An 18048-nucleotide genomic window follows, 5' to 3' on the forward strand; every position below is an offset into this window, starting at 1 on the left:
TGCGTTCAACGCGCGTTCAGCGACGGTCGGGCAACCGGCGGTGGTCGTGCGCGCTTGTCTGCACGACTGCCACGACCTAGATGGGCGACGCCCGCCGGGCGTGCGTCCGGCATCAGTTTCGGGAGAGTTTTCGGCATGACGTTCGTTTCCAAGGCTGCCCTCGCCGCCACGCTCGGCCTGGGTGCAACCCTGGCGATCGCGCCGCCGGCCGACGCCCAGCGCAAGAAGGCGGAAGCGGCCCCCGCCGCCCCGCAGGTTCAGGTGGGTGAGGCGTTCCGCGTCGCCGCGCTGGCCGCCGATGCCGCGATCAAGGCAAAGGACTTCGCGACCGCCGACCAGCAGATCGCCGCCGCACAGGCCGCCGCGGTCGCCGGCAATGTCGACGAAGCCTATTTCCTTGCCCAGCTGAAGGTCGGACTGGCGCAGGCGAAGAACGATCGTCCGGCAATGGCCACCGCGCTCGATGCCCTGCTCGCCAGCCCCAAGCTGGCGGCAGCCGAACGTGGCACGTTGCTGTACAATCGCGGCGTGCTGGCGCTCGACCAAAAGCAGCCAGACGTCGCGCTGCGTAATTTCGAGGCGGCGCGCGCCGCCGGCTATGCCGACCCCGAACTCGACCTGCGTCTGGCGCAGATCAATATCCAGGGCGGCAAGCTGGACGCCGGGATCGCGGCGATGGAAAAGGTCGTCGCCGCCAAGAAGGCAGCCGGTCAGCCGGTCCCGCCGCAATGGTACGACTACACGATTTCCCAGTTGTACAAGGCCAACCGGTCGGTCGAGGCCGGGCAGTGGGCGCGGCGTCAGCTGACCGAATATCCGACGCAGGCGAACTGGCGCAAGGTGCTGATCCTGTTCCGCGACCGCACCGACAACAAGGGTGCGGCACTGGGCAATCAGGCGCGCGTCGACGTGTTGCGGCTGATGCGCGACACGAAGTCGCTGGCCGACCAGAACGATTACCGCGAGTATGTGCAGGCGACGCAGGATCTGGGCCTGCCGCACGAAACCGTCGCGCTGATCGACGAGGGCCGCTCGACCGGCAAGATCCCGGCATCGGCGACGGTGTTCAACGGTCTCAAGACGTCGGCGCAGGGTCAGGTCGCGTCGTACGGTTCGGCCGCAAGCCTTGAAACCCGGGCCAAGGCGGCACCGAACGGCAAGGCGGCGGCAGCCGCCGGCAACGTCTATCTGGCGACCGGCAACAATGCCAAGGCGGTGGAGCTGTTCCAGCTTGCCCTGCAAAAGGGCGGCGTCGATGCGGACGAGGTGAATACGCGCCTCGGCATCGCCTTTGCCCGTGCGGGTCAGGCACCGCAGGCCAAGGAATCGTTCGCGAAGGTCACGGCGGCTCCCCGCAACGAGATTGCGACGTTCTGGACGCTGTACGTCGATCAGCCGCGGATCGTGGCGTCGACGCCGGTCGTCGGCAACAACTGACCGGGGAGCGGAAGGGGCATTCCCCCTTCCGCTTCTACGCGCGGGGTGAGGAAGGCGGTCCAGCGATTCGGCAGGTCGCGAGCGTGGTCGGTCGGACGACGCATTACCGGATGCTGGAGCGCCGTTTCACCTGCGCCATGTCGTTCTCTCAGCATCATGGCTGATGCGTTCGGGGTCGCCCGTTCGTGCCGGGTAGCGACGAGGCGAAGTCGAAGAATAATCGGGTCGGATCGTTCCCCGGACGATCCTGGACCATGTGGCGCATGGTTCGCCCGGTCCGTATCGAAGCATCCGTACAGCCTTTCGATACGCCATTCGACAGGCTCAACGGCACTCAGGATACGGGGTCGCACCTTCCATCGTGACGCTCTGTCGGTTAGGTCGGGCGAGCGTCGGGCGGATGTCCATTCCGCAGGCCACCGCGCGTCAGCCCTCGGCGGAAACCGGTATGCCCGGCAGTGATTTCGCCGTGCGGACCGTCGGCGACGTCTTTACGCTGGCGACGTTGGGCGCGGTGATGAGTTGCGTGGTCAGCATCGACTGGAAACTTTCCAGATCGGCCGCGACGATCTTCAGGATGAAGTCGATTTCGCCGTTGAGCATGTGACATTCGCGGACTTCGGGAATCTCCGCGACATGTGCCTCGAATGCTGCAAGGTCGCTGCCCGCCTGGCTTTTCAGGCTGACAAGCGCGAAGACGGTGATCGTGAAGCCCAACAGGCGCGGGTCGAGCGTGGCGTGATATCCCCGGATCGCGCCGGCCTCTTCAAGTGCGCGGACGCGGCGCAGACAGGGTGGGGCAGTCAGTCCGACGCGTTCGGCTAGTTCGACATTCGTCATCCGTCCGTCTTCCTGCAACAGTGCCAGAATCTGCCGGTCGATACGATCAAATGCCATAAATGCACTTTCGGGTTTGGATCAGTTGATGGCGTTGCGTACAGCATAATAAAATTACGCGGAAGCGCAATTGTCCCACATTGCGACGTATCGAAAATGACCAGTTCCTGAACTGCGTTTCGCCCGTTAAGGACACTTTGCGCCATGAGCTTCCATGGTGATTTCGCGAGAACATGGTGCGCTTCGACGATACCCTCGAAACGGTGCTTGCTGCCGATCTGTCGGGCGAGAGCGCGCGTGCCTCGGCATGGCGGCAGCTCGTCGACCTGATCGGGCGGGGCCGCGTTGCGGCGGACGATCGGGCGATCACCACCTTGCGGACGTTGCGCGACGGCGTTCCCCGCACGGTGCGAATGGGCAGCGCGCGCGCCATCGAACATGCTTCACCGCCTGCCGCGCTGGTCGAAGTACTGGCGACCGACCGTATCGAAATCGCGGTGCCAGTGTTGCGCGGCGCAACATTGTCGATCGCGGAATGGACGGCGTTGCTGCCCAAACTGGCGCCGGCAGCGCGCGGCGTCCTGCGCAACCGACGCGATCTGGACCCTGCGGTGCAGCGTGCGCTGGAAAGTTTTGGATCGACTGATCTGGTGCTAGGCGACGATCGTCTGGTGATCGCTCCCGACGTGCCGGTTCCGCTGGCGCTTCCCGAGGCGCCTGTTCCGGTCGCCGTCCCGCTGGCTCCGGCTGTCTCCCTGCCTACCCCGGTCGCCGAGGCCGAGCCCGCGCCCGCCGGGCCGTTCCGAATCACCGACGTCATGGCGCGGATCGAGGCGTTCGAGCGCGTGCACGAACGGCCGTTTGCGGCGGCACCCGTCCAGCGGCGCGATGAATTCCGCTTCGAAACCGATGCGACCGGTGTGATCCGCTGGGTCGACGGGGTGGCGCGGTCGCCGGTCATCGGACTGTCGCTCGCGATCGGCGGAGAGCCGGGCCATGCGCAGGTCGATGCGGTGGCAGCAGGGGCACTGCGCCGCCGCGCGCCGTTTCGCGACGCGCGGCTGGCGATCACCGGGGACAGCGACGCGGCGGGCCATTGGTGCATTTCGGGCGTACCCGCGTTCGATCATGCCAGCGGGCGCTTCACCGGCTATCGCGGCACGGCGCGTCGTCCGCGTCGCGACCAGCGGGCCGAGCCCGTCGCGGGCCGCGATACCGGCATCGCGCAGCTACGCCAACTCGTTCATGAATTACGGACCCCGGCGGGCGCGATCGCCGGGTTTGCCGAGATGATCGAGGCGCAATTGCTGGGGCCGGTGTCGCCGGTCTACCGATCGCGCGCCGGTGCGATCCTCGACCATTCACGCGATCTGGTCGCGGTGATCGACGATCTCGACCTCGCCGCGCGGATCGACGGAGATGCGCTCGACCTGCGTGCGGATCGCGTGGCGCTCGATCCGGTGTTCGCGACGATCGCGGGCGACCTGACGGCATTGTGCGAGTTGCGCGGATCGCTGCTGGAAATCGAGCCGGCGGCGATCGCCGTTCTGGGGGATCGTCGTGCGGTCGAGCGTCTGCTGGCGCGGCTGCTAGCGACGTTGGTGTCGGCGAGCGCGCCGGACGAGGCGATCCATGTCCGCATGGGTGTGGAGGCCGACGGCAACGTCGCGATCGTGTTCGACCGGCCCGCCGCACTCGACGCGTGGCCCGGCGACAGTGTGTTCGACGTCGATGACGGCGACGAGGACCCGGCGCTGCTCGGCACCGGATTCGCGTTTCGCCTTGCGCGCAATCTCGCGGTGGAACTTGGCGGGGTGCTGTCGTTCGGCAGTGCGACCTTGACGCTGCGCCTGCCTGCCGCCGATACGGTTACCATGGGGCAGGCACAGCAGCAGTGAGCGCGGGGTTTCGGCCGGTTCCGACCGGTTGCCCGATCGCGTGGCCCAAGGATTTCGGCAAACGCTTCACCGTGTTCGTAGATACCGAGGAATCGTTCGACTGGAACGGACCATTCCGGCACGACGGATGGAGCGTCGCGGCGATGGCTGCACTGCCCGCCGCGCATGCCCGCTTCGTCGGACATGGCGTGGCGATGACGTATCTGATCGACTATCCGATCGCGACCGAACCGGTGGCGATCGGCGCGATCCGGGCGATCATGGCGCAAGGCTCCGCCACGATCGGTACGCAGCTTCATCCATGGGTCAATCCGCCGTTCGACGAAATCATTGGCGTCCGCAACAGTTTCGCGGGGAATCTTCCGCCTGCGCTGGAAGCGGCGAAGCTCGACCGGCTGGGCGATGCCATCGCGGCGATCACTGGCGAGCGGCCGGTGGTGTATCGTGCGGGACGCTATGGGCTGGGGCGGGCGACGCTGGCGCTGTTGGCGGCGCGGGGTTACCGGATCGATAGCTCGATGCGGGCAGGCTATAGCTATGCCGCGCAGGGCGGCCCCGATTTCCGGGGGATCGGCAATGCGGCGTTCCGGGAAGGATCGATCCTCGAACTGCCGTTGACGACGGTGTTCACCGGCATGTTGCGACGGGGCGGACAGCGTTGGTACGATTACGCCGCCGCGCTGCCCCATGGGCCGGGCGTGCTGGCGCGCAGTGGGTTGCTTAATCGGGTGTCGCTGACGCCCGAGGGGATGCCGCTTGCGCAAGCGTGCGAAGCGATCAGGGTGGCGGTGGGCGAGGGCACTCAGTTGCTGAACCTGTCGTTCCATTCGCCCAGTATCGTGCCGGGGCACACCCCCTATGTCCGCGATGCCGCCGATCTGGCGGCGTTCTGGGCATGGTGGGACGGCGTGCTCGACCTGTTCGACCGGTTGTGCGTCCGGTCGGCATCGGTGGCGGAGGTGCTGGCGGCGGCTGCGTGACCGGTTGGGCGGCGGTACGCCAGCTATTGCGGCAGGAGCAGCCGGAACACCGTCGCGGACGCCGGTTCCAGTGTCAGCGTTCCGCCATGCGCCAGCGCGATCTGGCGCGCGAGGCTGAGGCCGATGCCGGTACCCTCGGGCTTGGTCGTATGGAACGGCCGGAAGATGCGCGTGGCGGCGTCGGGCGCGACACCGGTGCCGTCGTCCTCTACGTCGATCGCGAGGCCCGCTTCGGCCGGCTGGAACCGCAGCGTCACGCGCGTCGTCCCGGGTGCCTCCGCCGCATTTTGCAGCAACGCCCATAGCGCTTGGGCGATCTGGTCGCGATCGAGCGGCCATGTCGCTTGCGGAGTCTCCACTGTCAGGGCGATGGCGGGCCAGCGGCCGGCGAACAGTCGCGCAAGATCGCCCGCCATTTCGTCCAGTGCCGACGCTGCGCGCGTCGGCTGGGGCAGGCGGGCGAGCGCACGATAGGCTTCGGTGAAGCGCTGCAACCCTTCCGCCCGCCGCGCCAGCGTGCCGAGGATCTCGCGCAGCAGGGCCGGGTCGACGCCCGGCCGATCGACCGCCGCCGCGCCGCTTTCGGCAAGCGACACGATCGGGGCGAGACCGTTGAGCAGTTCGTGGCCGAGGATCTGGATCAGTTCGGCCGTGGCCCGCGCTTCGGCGGCGTGTTCCTCCTGTTCGATGTCGATCAGCGCGGCGACGCTCCGGCCGGAAAGACCGCCGGTGACGGTCACGCGGTCGATGCGCCAGCCCCGGCCGTCGTGGCGCAAATGGGTGACGGCGGGATCGCCCAGTTCGGCGGGCATCGGCAAGATGCGGTCGTCGGTCGCGAAACGCTGCCGGGCGGCGCGGTTGAGCGCGCGGGCACCGGTCTGGTCGATCCCGATCAGCGGCGTCGGCGCGGCATCCAGCAACAGGCGCAGGACCATCGCGGGGGCGTCGCTGGCGTCGGCGTCGGTTGGCGGCGGCGCAGCCGTCAGCGGCTGGACCAACGCCCATGCGTTGAGCAGGCAGAGCCACAGGGCGACGAGGACCGACCCGGTCAGCAGTCCCCAATATCCGCAATTCCACGCGACGACGCCCGCCGCCCCGCAGGCGACGAGGCCGGGGCCGGTCACGATCGTCGCAAGGCTGCGGCTAAAGACCATAGCGCGCCATGCGGCGGTACAGCGCGCCCCGGCTCAGCCCCAGCGCGGTGGCGGCGTGGGTGACGTTGTGACGATGTTCGCGCAGCGCCGCCTCGATCATCGCCCGCTCCGCATCGGTCAGGTCGAAATTGGCGTCGGTTGCGGTGGGTGCTGCGCCGGGTGTTGCGGGCGGCATCAGCGTGGCGACGTCGATCATCCCGGCATCGGCCAGCAGGACCGCTCGTTCGACCGCCAGCGCCAGCCCGCGCACCTCGTCCGACCATATCGCCGCGCGTATCGCCGCTTCGGCGGCGTCGGTCAGCCGCGCGTCGGGACGTCCGAAGCGTTCGGCCGCGATCCGGGCGAAGTGCCGGGCGAGCAGGATCGCGTCGTCCTGACGCGCGGCGAGCGGGGGCACGGCGACTTCCATCGTGGCGATCCGGCGGCGCAGCGCCGGGACGAGCGATCCGACATCGTCCGCCGTCGCGATACAGCGGACCGCCCCCGGAAGCCGGTCGAGCAGCCGCGCCTGTGCGACCGGGTCGAGCGTATCGGGATGGCGCAGGATGACTGTCGCTTCGGCTCCGTCGATCCGGTCCCACGCGCCGGGATCGCGCAGGTCGATCCGCAGCGGCACAGAGGCGGCGTCGGCGGACGCGGCGTGGATGGCGAGTGCGGTCAAAAGGCGACCGCTTCCCGGAGCACCGGTGACGGTAACGCCGGCAGGAGTCGGGCCGACGCGGCGGATCAGGTCGCGCAGGCGCTGCATCGTCGGGCTTTCGCCGAGCAGTCGCACCGGTTCGACGCCGCCGACCACGCGAACCGGGGCGGGGGCCGCGCCACGGGCGATCGCGTCCTCGACCTTCGCGATCAGTTCGGCGTTGCGCCATGGTTTCATGGCGAAGTCGCGCGCACCCGCCCGCATTGCCGCCACGGCGATCCGCACGCCGCTATGCGCGGTGATGACGACGACGCATGCGGCGGGATCGTCGGCGACGATCCGGTCAAGGCAGGCCAGTCCTTCCTCGCCGCTCGATTCGCCGGGCCGGAAATTCATGTCGAGCAGGATCGCGTCGTATCGCGCCGATGCCAGCCGCGAATAGGCGTCGTCGGGACCGGTCGCCACGTCGAGCCGATAGCCGGCGAGCCGGAACGCGATCTCCATCGCCCGCGCCACCGCCTGATTGTCGTCGATCAGCAGGATCGCGGTCGTGCTTGACGGGGTGTCCGACCGTCCATTGTCGGACACCGTGTTCACCACCGGACGGTCATTCAGAGAGGAACCATAGTCAAGTCGTTGATCTGACACGTTTTAGTCTTTCGGCGGGGTATCGGCGACACTGGCGCCATGATGACCGAACCGTCCGTACACGCAACCACTTCTCCCCATGCTCCCGGCAGTGCGATGGACCGGCGCACCGAACGTCCGCCGACGCCGTGGTGGCGACGGCGCATCGTGGTGGCGGGCATCGCGCTGTTGATCGCCGCCGTGCTGCTCTGGCGGTTCCTGCCCGCCACGGGATCGACCGATATCGCCATGGCGGAGATCGAGACGGGCGCAGTCGAGCGGGCGCCGTTCGCCGATTACCTGCCGGTGCGCGCCACGGTCGCGCCACGGGTGACGACGCTGGTCGGCGTGCTGTCGGGCGGGCAGGTCGAGAAGCTGTTGGTCCAGGACGGTACGATGGTTGCGGAAGGCCAGTCGATCGCGACGCTGGCCAATCCCGAGCTGCGGCTGGACGTGCTGACCCGCGAAGCGCAGATCGCCAGCCAGCTGGGCGGTGTCGCGGGCGAGAATCTGGGGATCGAGCGCAACCGGCTCGACCGCGCGGGACAGATCGCGCAGGCCAATTACGACCTGATCAAGGCGCGGCGCGAACTGGGTATTCGCCAGCAGCTATACGACAAGGGGTTCGTGTCCGACGCAGGCGTGAAGAGCTTTGCCGAGGAAGCCGCGTATCAGGAACGCCGGCTGGCCCAGTTGCAGACGGGCGGCGCGGCGGAAGCGCGGATCACCGCGACGCAGGGCGCGCGGCTCGACGATACGCGGGGGCGGCTGGAGCGCAATCTGGCGGCAGTACGCTCCGGTCTCGACGCGCTGGTGATCCGCGCGCCGACCGGCGGGCGGCTGACCAATTTCATCATCCAGCCGGGGCAGACGCTGAAGCCCGGCGACCCCGCCGGACAGGTCGACAGCGAAGGGTCGTGGAAGCTGGAGGCGGATGTCGATGAATATTTCCTTGGTCGCGTGGCGGTGGGGCAGCGCGCGGTTGCCAACGGTGCACGGTTGATCGTGTCGAAGGTCCTGCCGGCGGTGAAGGATGGCCGGTTCCGCGTCGAACTGACGTTCGACGGCGCGGCCCCCGCCGGGCTGAACCGTGGCCAGACAGTCGATATCCGCATCACGTTGGGCAGCACGGCACCCGCGCTGGTCGCCCCGATCGGCGGCTGGCTGGAATCCGGGGGCGGATCGTCGGTCTTCCTGCTCGACGCCGATGGTGCCCATGCCCGCCGCCACACGGTGCGGACCGGCCGCCGCAATCCCGAACAGGTCGAGATCCTGTCCGGCCTGAACCCCGGCGACCGCATCGTCACCAGCAACACCGCGTCCGTGAAGGGCGACATTCTCAACATCCGATAACGAGGTTCACCGATGATCCGTATGGAAAATATCCAGCGCCGCTATCTGTCCGACGAGGTCGAGACGACGGCGCTGGCCGATGTCGACCTGCACGTCGCGGCCGGAGAATTCGTCGCCATCATGGGGCCGTCGGGCTGCGGCAAATCGACGTTGCTCAACACGCTGGGCACCGTCGACCGGCCGACCGGCGGGCAATATTGGTTCGGCGACCGCGACCTTGCCGCGATGGACGAGAAGGAACTGGCGCAGTTCCGGGGCAGCACGCTCGGCTTCGTGTTCCAGAGCTTCAACCTGATCGACGAACTGACGATCGAGGAGAATGTCGCGCTGGGCCTCGCCTATCGCAAGGATGTCGGGGGGCAGGACGGCGGACGGCGCGGCCGGGTGGCGGCGGCGATGGACAAGGTCGGCATCGCCCACCGCGCGCGGCATTACCCGCACCAGTTGTCGGGCGGCCAGCAGCAGCGCGCCGCGATCGCCCGCGCGATCGTCGGCAATCCGAAACTCATCCTTGCCGACGAACCGACCGGCAATCTCGATACCGCGAACGGCGAACAGGTGATGAACATCCTGACCGGGCTGAACGACGAAGGCGCGACGATCGTGATGGTCACCCATTCGCCCAGTCACGCCGACATGGCGAAGCGCCGCATCGACATGCTCGACGGCCGCATCGTCGCGTCCGCCATCCGCGCCATCTGACCCCGCCCAAATTTCCGAAGGACCGACCATGCGCTGCTTCATTCCACTCGCCCTGCTCGTCATCGCCAGCGCCGCCGGTGCCCAGCCCGCAGATCGTCGTTTCGACGTGCGCGGCTTCGATACCGTCGAACTCGCCTCGTCCGACACGATCCGCATCGTACCCGGCGCATCCTTCTCCGTGACGGCAGCGGGCGACCCGCGCGCGGTCGCATCGCTGGCACTCGACGTGCGCGGCGGCGCGCTCCGCATCCGCCGGACGCCGGGCCAGCACAGCGATCGCGGTGCTACCGTCACGGTCAGGATGCCGGTGGTTCGTGCGATGACCTTATCGGGATCGGGCACGATCGACGCGGGCGGGTTCGGCGGTGAAAGCGTCACGGCGCGACTGTCCGGGTCTGGACAGGTTCGTCTGGCGGACCTCCATGTCCGGCAGGTCCATCTCATTCTCGACGGCTCCGGCTCGATCACCGCCAGCGGTCGCGCCGACCGCGTTCGCGTCAACCTCGGCGGCTCGGGCAGGGTCGAGACGATGGCGCTGGAAACCCCGACGCTGGCGGTCAACCTCGGCGGATCGGGCGACGTGGCGGCGACCGCCTCCAGCGCGGCCAGCATCAGGGCCGGCGGATCGGGCAGCGTGCGCGTGACGGGCCATCCGACCTGTGCCGTCACCAAGAGCGGCACCGCCCGCGTCACCTGCCGCTAACGCCGCAATCAGTCAGGATCGCCCGCGATGAACGCCTTCGCCCTTCTCAGCCTGTACCGCTCCCTCACCCGCCACAAGCTTTATGCCGCGCTCAACATCGGCGGGCTGGCGGTGGGGATCGCGGTGTTCCTGATCCTCGGCCTCTATGTCCGGTTCGAGACGAGTTATGAAAAGTGGCTGCCCCGGCATGACGGGATCTATGTCGTACAGACCGTATGGAACCTGCCGGAAAGTCCGTTCAACGGCGCCTATCCCTATACGATGGGCGGACTGCTCGATCAGATGCGGGAGGATTTTCCGGGCGTCACGGGAACCCGTGTTCGCGGCGGCAAAGGAGCCGGTTCCGTATTGCGGGGCGGCGTCGCCACGGCAGAGGACGTTGCGATGGTCGATCCCTCGTTCTTCGAGATATTCGACCTGCCGATGATACGCGGGCAGGGACGCGGCGCGTTGTCCGATCCCAGCGCGGCGATCGTCAGCGAAAGTCTGGCGCGCAAATATTTCGGAACGACCGATCCGATCGGCCAGACGATGACCGTCGCGATGGATGTGCAGGCCAATTACCGCATTGCCGGGGTGTTCCGCGATCTGCCCAAGAACACCGATATGACGGTGTCGTTGCTGATCCCCTTTCCGCGCAAGCCCGTTTCCGACAACTGGTTCCATTGGGGCAGCACCTCGCTGCAAACCTATCTCCGGTTCGATACGCCGTCTGCTGCGCGCGCGTTCGAACAAAAATTGCTACCGTTCGTCGATCGGCGCGGGCTGGCAGACCTTGGCAAGGACGCGTCCAAGACGCAGCAACTGACGCTGCTGCCGATCGCGCGACTGCATCTCGAGCCGGCCGGGCGACAAAGTTCGAGCGGGAAGATCACCGTCGTCACGCTCGGCCTTGTCGGCGTTCTGACGCTGCTGATCGCGATCGTGAACTATGTGAACCTCGCCACCGCGCGGGCCGGACTACGGGCGCGGGAAGTCGCGATGCGCAAGGTGCTGGGTGCTGACCGGGCGACGTTGGTCGGCCAGTTTCTGGGCGAAGCGGTGCTGACCGTTGCGATCGCCGCGTTGCTGGGGCTGATCCTCGCCGAACTGGGGCTGCCGCTCGTCAACGCGGCGGGCGGACTGTCGCTCGACATACCCTATGTCGTCGTCGTGCCCGCGCTTGTGGCCTTGACGCTGGTCGTCGGGTTGATCGCCGGTTTCTATCCGGCCGTACTGTTGTCCCGCTTTCCGACTGCTTCGGTGCTGGCATCGGCGCGTTCGCCGGGCGGCGGGCGGGTTGGGACGCGTATCCGCGAGGCGTTGGTCGTGTTTCAGTTCGGACTGGCCATCGCGTTCATGGTCGGGACGACGGTGCTGGTCGCGCAGACGCAGCATGTGCGGCAGTCCGATCTGGGCTTTCGGCGCGACGGTTTGCTGGTCCTGTTGTCGATGCGCGATACGCTGGTCGATGTGGGCCAACGTCGAAAGCTGATGACCGAGCTTCGGGCGTTGCCGAACGTGACCGGCCTTACCGTCGCGAATACCGCCGCCGGCGGCACCGGATCGGACAACAGCGACAACGTGCCCTTGCCCGGCGTCGTCGGTTCCGGACCGTCGCTGCGGTGGATGATCGTCGGGCCGGACTTTTTCGGTGTGTACGGCGCGCGATTGCTTGCCGGCCGATTGTTCGACGCGGCGCATGCCGGCGACGACCAGCGCACTCCGACGAAGGGCGCGGCCGCCAACATTGTCATTAATCGCCGCGCGGTCAGCACGCTGGGCTTCCGTTCGGCGCAGGAGGCGGTGGGCAAGACGGTCGGCGGCGACCGGCCACGCACGATCATCGGCGTCGTCGACGATATGCGCTTTTCCTCACCGCGCGAGCCGAACAGCGCCAGCTATTATTATCATTACCGCCAGCCTGAGCATACCGATACGGCAGTGGCGACGATCCGGTTCACCGGCGATCCGCGCGCGATGCGCGACGCCGTACGCGCCGTGTGGCAACGGACGGTTCCGCAGGTTCCGTTCGACGCGGAAACGGCGGATCGGCGCCTTGCCGAATTCTACGAAGCCGACGACCGTGCGACCCGCCTGTTCGGCATCGGCGCGGGCCTTGCCGTGCTGATCGGTTGCGTCGGACTATGGGGGCTGGCGTCGTTCAACACCCAGCGGCGGGTAAAGGAGATCGGTATCCGCAAGACGCTGGGCGCGTCGTCCGCCGATATCGTGAAGCTGCTGATCGGGCAGTTCCTGCGCCCGGTCCTGCTGGCCAATCTGGTGGCGTGGCCGTTGGCGTTCGTGGCGATGCGGACGTGGCTGGCGGGGTTCGACGACCGGATCGCGCTGTCGCCGCTGTATTTCGCCGGGGCCAGCCTGCTCGCGACCGCGATCGCGGTGCTGACGGTGCTGGGCCAGTCGCTGCGTGCCAGCCGCGCCGCGCCGGCATGGGCGTTGCGCCATGACTAAATGGCTGACGGGCGTGTCGATGACGCTGCTGATGGCCCAACCGGCATCGGCGGAAACGCTGCGCGAGGCGATCGTGGCGGCCTATGCCACCAACCCGCAACTCGCGGCGGCGCGCGCGCGGCAGGAGGCACTGGCCGAAACGACCGAGCAGGCACGATCGGCGTCGCGTCCGGTCGTGGGGTTGACCGGGGGTGCGGGGTACGACCGTCTGGCCCTCGGCGGGTCGGGGGCGGCATCGCTCGACGCGGCGGTGCCGGTATGGGCTGGCGGTCGGATATCCTCAGCGATCCGCGCCGCGCGCGGCGACGTTGCGGCGGGGGCGGAAGCGCTGCGCGACACCGAGGCGGCGATCCTGCAAGGCGTCGTCGTGGCCTATGCCGATCTGTTGTACACGCAACAGGCGGTGGAGGTCGCGCGGGTCGGGATCGAACGGCTCGATTCACAGGTCGCGGAGGCGCGGTCGCGGTTCGGGCTGGGGCAGGCGACGCGGACCGACGTGGCGCAACTGGAGGCACAGCGGGCCAGCGTGGTCGCCAATCTCGCCGATGCGGAGGGGGCGCTGGCGACCGCCGCCGCCGCCTATCGCGCAGTCGTGGGGCAGGATGCCGGTACGCTGTCGGCCACGGTCGCACCGCCGCCCATGTTGCCGACCGATCGCGAGGAAGCGCGCGGCGCGGCGGAAAGCCGCAACCCGCTGTTGCTGCAACAGCGCCGTGTGGTCGATGCGGCGGCGGCGCGGGTCGATCAGGCGCGGGCGGAACGGGCACCGTCGGTCGACCTGTCCGCCGGCTATGGTCGCGGCGCGAGGATCGCGGACGGGGAACTACGCGGTTTCGAGGCTGCGGCTTCGGCTGGCCTCGCGTTCCGCGTGCCGATCGGGAGCGGCGGGCTGGTATCGTCGCGCATCCGGCAGGCCGAGGCGGTCCGGCGAGCGGAGCTTTTCCAGGCGGATGCCGCCGCACGGGAGTCGATCCGGGGTGCGGATGCCGCATGGGCTTCGCTGGTCGCCGCGCGGACGCGGTTGCAGGCGAGTATCGACGGGCTGACCGCCGCCGACGTGGCGCTGAACGGCGTTCGGGCGGAATACGGGTTCGGGCTGCGTTCGACGATCGACATCCTCGTCGCCGACCAGAGCTTTCGCAGCGCGCAACTGGCGGTCGCCGCCGCGCGGGCGGACGTGCTGGTGGCGCAGGCGACGTTGCTGCGCGCGACGGGCCGGCTGGGCGCGGACGCTTATGGCTGACGTAGTTTCCGGTTGACGCTAGGCGCGGAGCCAGCGGTGATTGCTGCTGCGGCCAATAGGCTGTCCCTGCCGCGCTGACCAGATCCGAACCGTAGCCCGGCGGCACCGCTGTCCCGCCGGTCGCCTGCGGCGCTGCGAGCCAGCGACGAGGGGTATGACGATACCGCCTTGCGTTGCTGGACGCCATAAGGCGGTCGATCGCACGGAGGCACCCGATCGATATCGCTGCTGCCCGAAGGCTGTCCATCCCGCACGATCCCGCCGCCCACGGCGTTCGATGTGCTGCGCGCATCGGAGCGCGGTGTGCCCCGTGCACAGCGACAGTCCGGCGGAATGCGCGGGCTAAACAGCGCGGTACGCCCGTTTCGCTCGGTAAATTTATGTTGGCGAGCCCCGGCTCGCCCTCTGCAATCGTTCCTATAAGTCAAAAATCCAATCTAGTTAATTCGGAGCCGGAAATGTCTCTTGCCAAGAAAAGCAATATCTCTTCTGCCGCGGAGACATCTGTCCGTGCCGCGACCACGAGCACGACCATGAACACGAACAGCGTTCGTCTGAACGCCGATGCCGAAAAACGCCGTGCCCGGACGTTCGCCCGCCAGCAAAAGGGTTCGGAACGACTGGCGTCCGCGACTGCCGAACTGGCGAGTGGGATCGCCGAAGCATCGTCGGCGTCGGAAGAATTGCGCAAGGCATCCGAACAGATCAGCGTCGGGGCCGAAGAGGCTTCCGCCGCCGCACAACAGACGATGAAGTCGATGTCCAGCGCGACGGACCTTCTGCGCGAGATGAAAACCCGTGCCGATACCTCGGCGGTGCTGACGCAGCGGCTGTCCGACATGGTCGTGACCACCAGCAGCGACGTCGTCGAATCGCTTGCCGCGATCGCCCGCGCGTCCGAACGGCAGGAAGCATCGGTCAAGATGGTCGAGGAACTCGACCGGCAGGCAAGCGCGATCGGCGAGGTGGTGAAAGCCGTCGCCCGTATCGCCGACCAGACCAATTTGCTGGCACTGAACGCCGCGATCGAGGCCGCCCGCGCCGGCCAGCATGGCAAGGGTTTTGCCGTCGTCGCCGACGAGGTCCGCACGCTGGCGGAAACCAGCGAAAAGTCTGCACGCGACATCCAGGACCTGATCGTGCAGGTCCAGGACGACGTGAAACAGGCCGCCGCCGGTATCGAAACGTCGGCCAGTTCCGCGCGTGAAGAGGCGGAAAAGGGCACCGTCGTCACCGCCGGTCTCGACCGGATCCGCGACGACATGGCGGAGATCCTGAAGGGCTGCAACATGATCGCCGACAATGCCGAACAGGCGGTGCAGGCGGCCGGTGAGGCGCTGAAGGGTGCGGAGGTGATCGCAGCCGCCGCCGAGGAGCAGAGCGCGGCATGTCAGGAATCGAGCAACACGATCGAGCAGCAGACCGGCGCACTCGAACAGAGCGAGCAGGCGTCGCAGGAGCTGACCCAGCTTGCCGAGGAGCTGAAGAACAGCGCCAACATCGGCAAGAGCGCGGAGGAAGTCGCCTCGGCGGCCGAGGAACTGTCGAGCGCCGTCGAGGAGATCAACCGCGCATCGACGCAGGTCGCCACCGCGCTGGAACAGATCAATCGCGGCGCACAGCAGTCCGCCGCCGCGACGCAGCAATCGTCGACCGCGATCGGGCAGATCGAGACGAACGCGCAGCTTGCCGCAAAACAGGCCGTGGCCGGTGCGGAAAAGGGTGTGGCGATCGCCCAGCTTCTGGAAGAGAACAAGGTGCTGGTCGGCGCGATGATGCAAGGCGTGGCGGACTCGGTCGCCGCCGGTCGCAAGAGCCGCGACCAGATCAGCGCGCTGGAACAGGTCAGCCGTCGGATCGACAAGATCATCGACGCGATCACCACCGTATCGATCCAGACCAACATGCTGGCGGTGAGCGGATCGGTCGAAGCCGCGCGCGCCGGTGAGTTCGGCAAGGGCTTTGCCGTGGTCAGCACGGATATCCGCAACCTTGCGCGCGATTCGGCCGAGAATGCCGAACGGATCAAGGATACGGTAAAGAGCATTCAGGACACGATCAGCGTCGTGCGCACCGACCTTCAGGACATCGCCGACACGGCGGCGGGCGAGGTCGAGAAGAGCCGCAGCATTTCGGCAGGGCTGGAGCGGATCGCCGCCGACGTCACCGACGTGGTGCGGGGCAACGGCGACATTTCGACCGCCGCCGACGGCATCATGCGCGCGCTGGGCGAGACGCAGACCGCGATCGAACAGATCGCGACCGCGTCGCAGCAGGCGGTGCGGACGTCGAACGAGGCGAGTGTCGCGTCGCGCGAACAGGCGCGCGGTGCCGAACAGCTTGCCGCGGCGATCGAGGAAATCGCGTCGCTGGCCGACGAACTGCAGGCAGCCTGATCCCCGACCGGACCTGAAAGGACGAGCGCATGACCTATATGACGAAGATTCCGGCGGGGGGTTTCACCCCCGCCGACGACGATGCCGCGATCATCGAACGCGGCGACCTCTGCCAGTTCGTGATCTTTCACAGCGCGGGCGAGATGTTCGCCGTGCCGCTGGCGCAGGTAAAGGAAATCATCCGCGTGCCCGACGTGGTGCGGATGCCGCTCAGCCCGCCCGCGCTGATGGGGCTGGCCAACCTGCGCGGCACCGTGCTGCCGGTGCTCGACCTGCGCAACCTGTTCGGCCTGCCGCCGGTGATGATCGACGATGCCAGCCGCGTGGTCGTGCTCGATCATGGCCATCCGGTCGGACTGATGGTCGATCGCGTCGCCAACGTCGTCACGGTCGACCGTGACCGGCTGGAACCGGTGACCCAGATCCGCGCGACGATCGACACCGAATTGCTGACCGGCATGATCAAGGAAGAGGACGGTCGCGGCATCGTGATGGTGCTGGACGTGTCGAAATCGATCGGTCGCACCTTTGCGGCGCACGACGGCGCGCTTCGCCTGTCCGACGCGCCGGGCGGCGTGCCGGCGACTGCCGAAGCGGTCGATACCGCCGAGGCGGGCGACGCAGCCGACGAGGACCAGCTGGTCAGTTTCGAAGTCGACGGACAGGAATATGCTTTTCCGATCGGCGAGGTGCAGGAAATCGTGCAACTGCCGTCGGCGATCACCCAGGTTCCGGGTACGGCCGGCCATGTGCTGGGCGTGACCACACTGCGCAATCGCCTGCTACCGCTGGTGTCGCTGCGCACGATGTTCGGCCTTGCCGCCGAACGCTTCACCGACGCGAACAAGGTCGTGGTCGTGTCGTTGCCCGGCGAACAGGGCGACCCACTGTCGGTCGGCGTGGTGATGGACAAGGTCAAGGCCGTGCTGCGCGTCGATCGTGCACTGGTCGAGGCCGTGCCGACCGCGCTCGCATCGCAGGGAGGGCACGGTGATATCCGCGCGATCTGTCGGCTGGACGAGGGGCGGCGGCTGGTGTCGGTCCTGTCTGCCGAAGGGATGTTCGACATCGACGAATTGCGGGCGATCCGCGGGGATGCGGGCACGGCGCAGGACGACGTGGCGAAGGGAGACGAAACGATGAACGGTGCCGCCAACGAAGACGCGCAATATGTGATCTTTCGCCTGATGGGCGAGGAATATGGCGTGCCGGTGGAAGCGGTGCAGGAAATCGTCCGCGTTCCCGAACAACTTACCCATGTCCCCGGCACCGCCGATTTCGTCGAGGGCGTCATCAACCTGCGCGGCACCGTGCTGCCGGTGATCGACCAGCGTCGCCGGTTCGGGCTGGAGGAAGCCGCACGATCGGACCGCCAGCGGATCATGGTGTTCACTATCCACGGCCAGCATGTCGGCTTCATCGTCGACAGCGTGTCGGAAGTGGGGCGGATCGCCGACGGATCGATCTCCACCGCGCCGGACCTGTCGGGGGTACGCGCCAAGGTCGTGCGCGGGGTCGCCAATCTGACCGCGCAGAACCGGATGATCCAGCTTCTCGACGTCGATTGCCTGATCGATCCGGCAACCGAAGCGCTTCTCGCGTCGCCGGACGCGCTCGCTGCCTGAGC

General features: G+C 67.6%; 13 protein-coding genes. 10 read left to right on the top strand and 3 right to left on the bottom strand.

Annotated features, from left to right (window positions below; genetic code table 11):
- Nucleotides 1-135 precede the first annotated feature (135 nt).
- Nucleotides 136-1437 (top strand): hypothetical protein, encoded by a 1302-nt coding sequence (locus IFT55_RS10775; RefSeq protein WP_192091873.1) that lies wholly within the window; start codon nucleotides 136-138, stop codon nucleotides 1435-1437.
- A gap of 426 nt (nucleotides 1438-1863) precedes the next feature.
- Here the strand turns inward: IFT55_RS10775 and IFT55_RS10780 are convergent, their stop codons facing one another.
- Nucleotides 1864-2334, bottom strand: coding sequence for an Lrp/AsnC family transcriptional regulator (locus tag IFT55_RS10780; RefSeq protein WP_192091875.1), 471 nt, complete (start codon nucleotides 2332-2334; stop codon nucleotides 1864-1866).
- Between the two features lie 173 nt (nucleotides 2335-2507).
- Between IFT55_RS10780 and IFT55_RS10785 the strand changes: the two genes are divergently transcribed.
- Together IFT55_RS10785 and IFT55_RS10790 are read left to right on the top strand one after the other, a co-directional pair.
- A complete protein-coding gene (locus IFT55_RS10785) occupies nucleotides 2508-4172 on the top strand; it encodes a sensor histidine kinase (protein ID WP_192091876.1) in 1665 nt (554 codons plus the stop codon).
- On the top strand, nucleotides 4169-5152 hold the full coding sequence (locus IFT55_RS10790) for a WalW protein (protein ID WP_342029286.1): 984 nt from the start codon (nucleotides 4169-4171) through the stop codon (nucleotides 5150-5152). Before IFT55_RS10785 ends, IFT55_RS10790 begins: the two co-directional genes overlap by 4 nt.
- A 23-nt stretch (nucleotides 5153-5175) precedes the next feature.
- Here IFT55_RS10790 and IFT55_RS10795 read toward each other — a convergent pair whose 3' ends face one another.
- Nucleotides 5176-6306, bottom strand: a complete 1131-nt coding sequence (locus tag IFT55_RS10795) for a sensor histidine kinase (protein WP_192091878.1) — start codon at nucleotides 6304-6306, stop codon at nucleotides 5176-5178.
- The gene (locus IFT55_RS10800; protein ID WP_342029287.1) at nucleotides 6296-7543 is read right to left on the bottom strand and encodes a sigma-54-dependent transcriptional regulator; all 1248 of its coding nucleotides are present in this window, start codon (nucleotides 7541-7543) and stop codon (nucleotides 6296-6298) included. Before IFT55_RS10800 ends, IFT55_RS10795 begins: the two co-directional genes overlap by 11 nt.
- A 147-nt stretch (nucleotides 7544-7690) precedes the next feature.
- Between IFT55_RS10800 and IFT55_RS10805 the strand changes: the two genes are divergently transcribed.
- The 7 genes from IFT55_RS10805 to IFT55_RS10835 all read left to right on the top strand — a co-directional run bounded on the left by IFT55_RS10805 (nucleotide 7691) and on the right by IFT55_RS10835 (nucleotide 18046).
- Nucleotides 7691-8926 carry an efflux RND transporter periplasmic adaptor subunit gene (locus tag IFT55_RS10805; protein WP_192091880.1) on the top strand — a complete coding sequence of 412 codons (1236 nt, stop codon included), beginning with the start codon at nucleotides 7691-7693 and terminating at the stop codon, nucleotides 8924-8926.
- 12 nt (nucleotides 8927-8938) lie between these two features.
- Complete coding sequence (locus IFT55_RS10810) at nucleotides 8939-9628, top strand: ABC transporter ATP-binding protein (protein ID WP_192091882.1); 690 nt, start codon at nucleotides 8939-8941, stop codon at nucleotides 9626-9628.
- A gap of 28 nt (nucleotides 9629-9656) precedes the next feature.
- Nucleotides 9657-10331: a head GIN domain-containing protein gene (locus IFT55_RS10815; protein WP_192091884.1), complete on the top strand. Its 675-nt coding sequence runs from the start codon at nucleotides 9657-9659 to the stop codon at nucleotides 10329-10331.
- 27 nt (nucleotides 10332-10358) lie between these two features.
- A complete protein-coding gene (locus tag IFT55_RS10820; protein WP_192091886.1) occupies nucleotides 10359-12782 on the top strand; it encodes an ABC transporter permease in 2424 nt (807 codons plus the stop codon).
- Nucleotides 12775-14025, top strand: a complete 1251-nt coding sequence (locus IFT55_RS10825; RefSeq protein ID WP_192091888.1) for a TolC family outer membrane protein — start codon at nucleotides 12775-12777, stop codon at nucleotides 14023-14025. The genes IFT55_RS10820 and IFT55_RS10825 overlap by 8 nt, the downstream gene beginning before the upstream one ends.
- 533 nt (nucleotides 14026-14558) lie before the next feature.
- The gene (locus IFT55_RS10830; RefSeq protein ID WP_197976415.1) at nucleotides 14559-16421 is read left to right on the top strand and encodes a methyl-accepting chemotaxis protein; all 1863 of its coding nucleotides are present in this window, start codon (nucleotides 14559-14561) and stop codon (nucleotides 16419-16421) included.
- A gap of 29 nt (nucleotides 16422-16450) precedes the next feature.
- Entirely contained in the window at nucleotides 16451-18046 is a 1596-nt protein-coding gene (locus IFT55_RS10835) for a chemotaxis protein CheW (RefSeq protein WP_192091892.1), read from the top strand.
- Nucleotides 18047-18048: the final 2 nt, after the last annotated feature.

The organism is Sphingomonas sp. CFBP 13720, from assembly GCF_014842075.1.
Taxonomy (GTDB): Bacteria; Pseudomonadota; Alphaproteobacteria; order Sphingomonadales; family Sphingomonadaceae; genus Sphingomonas.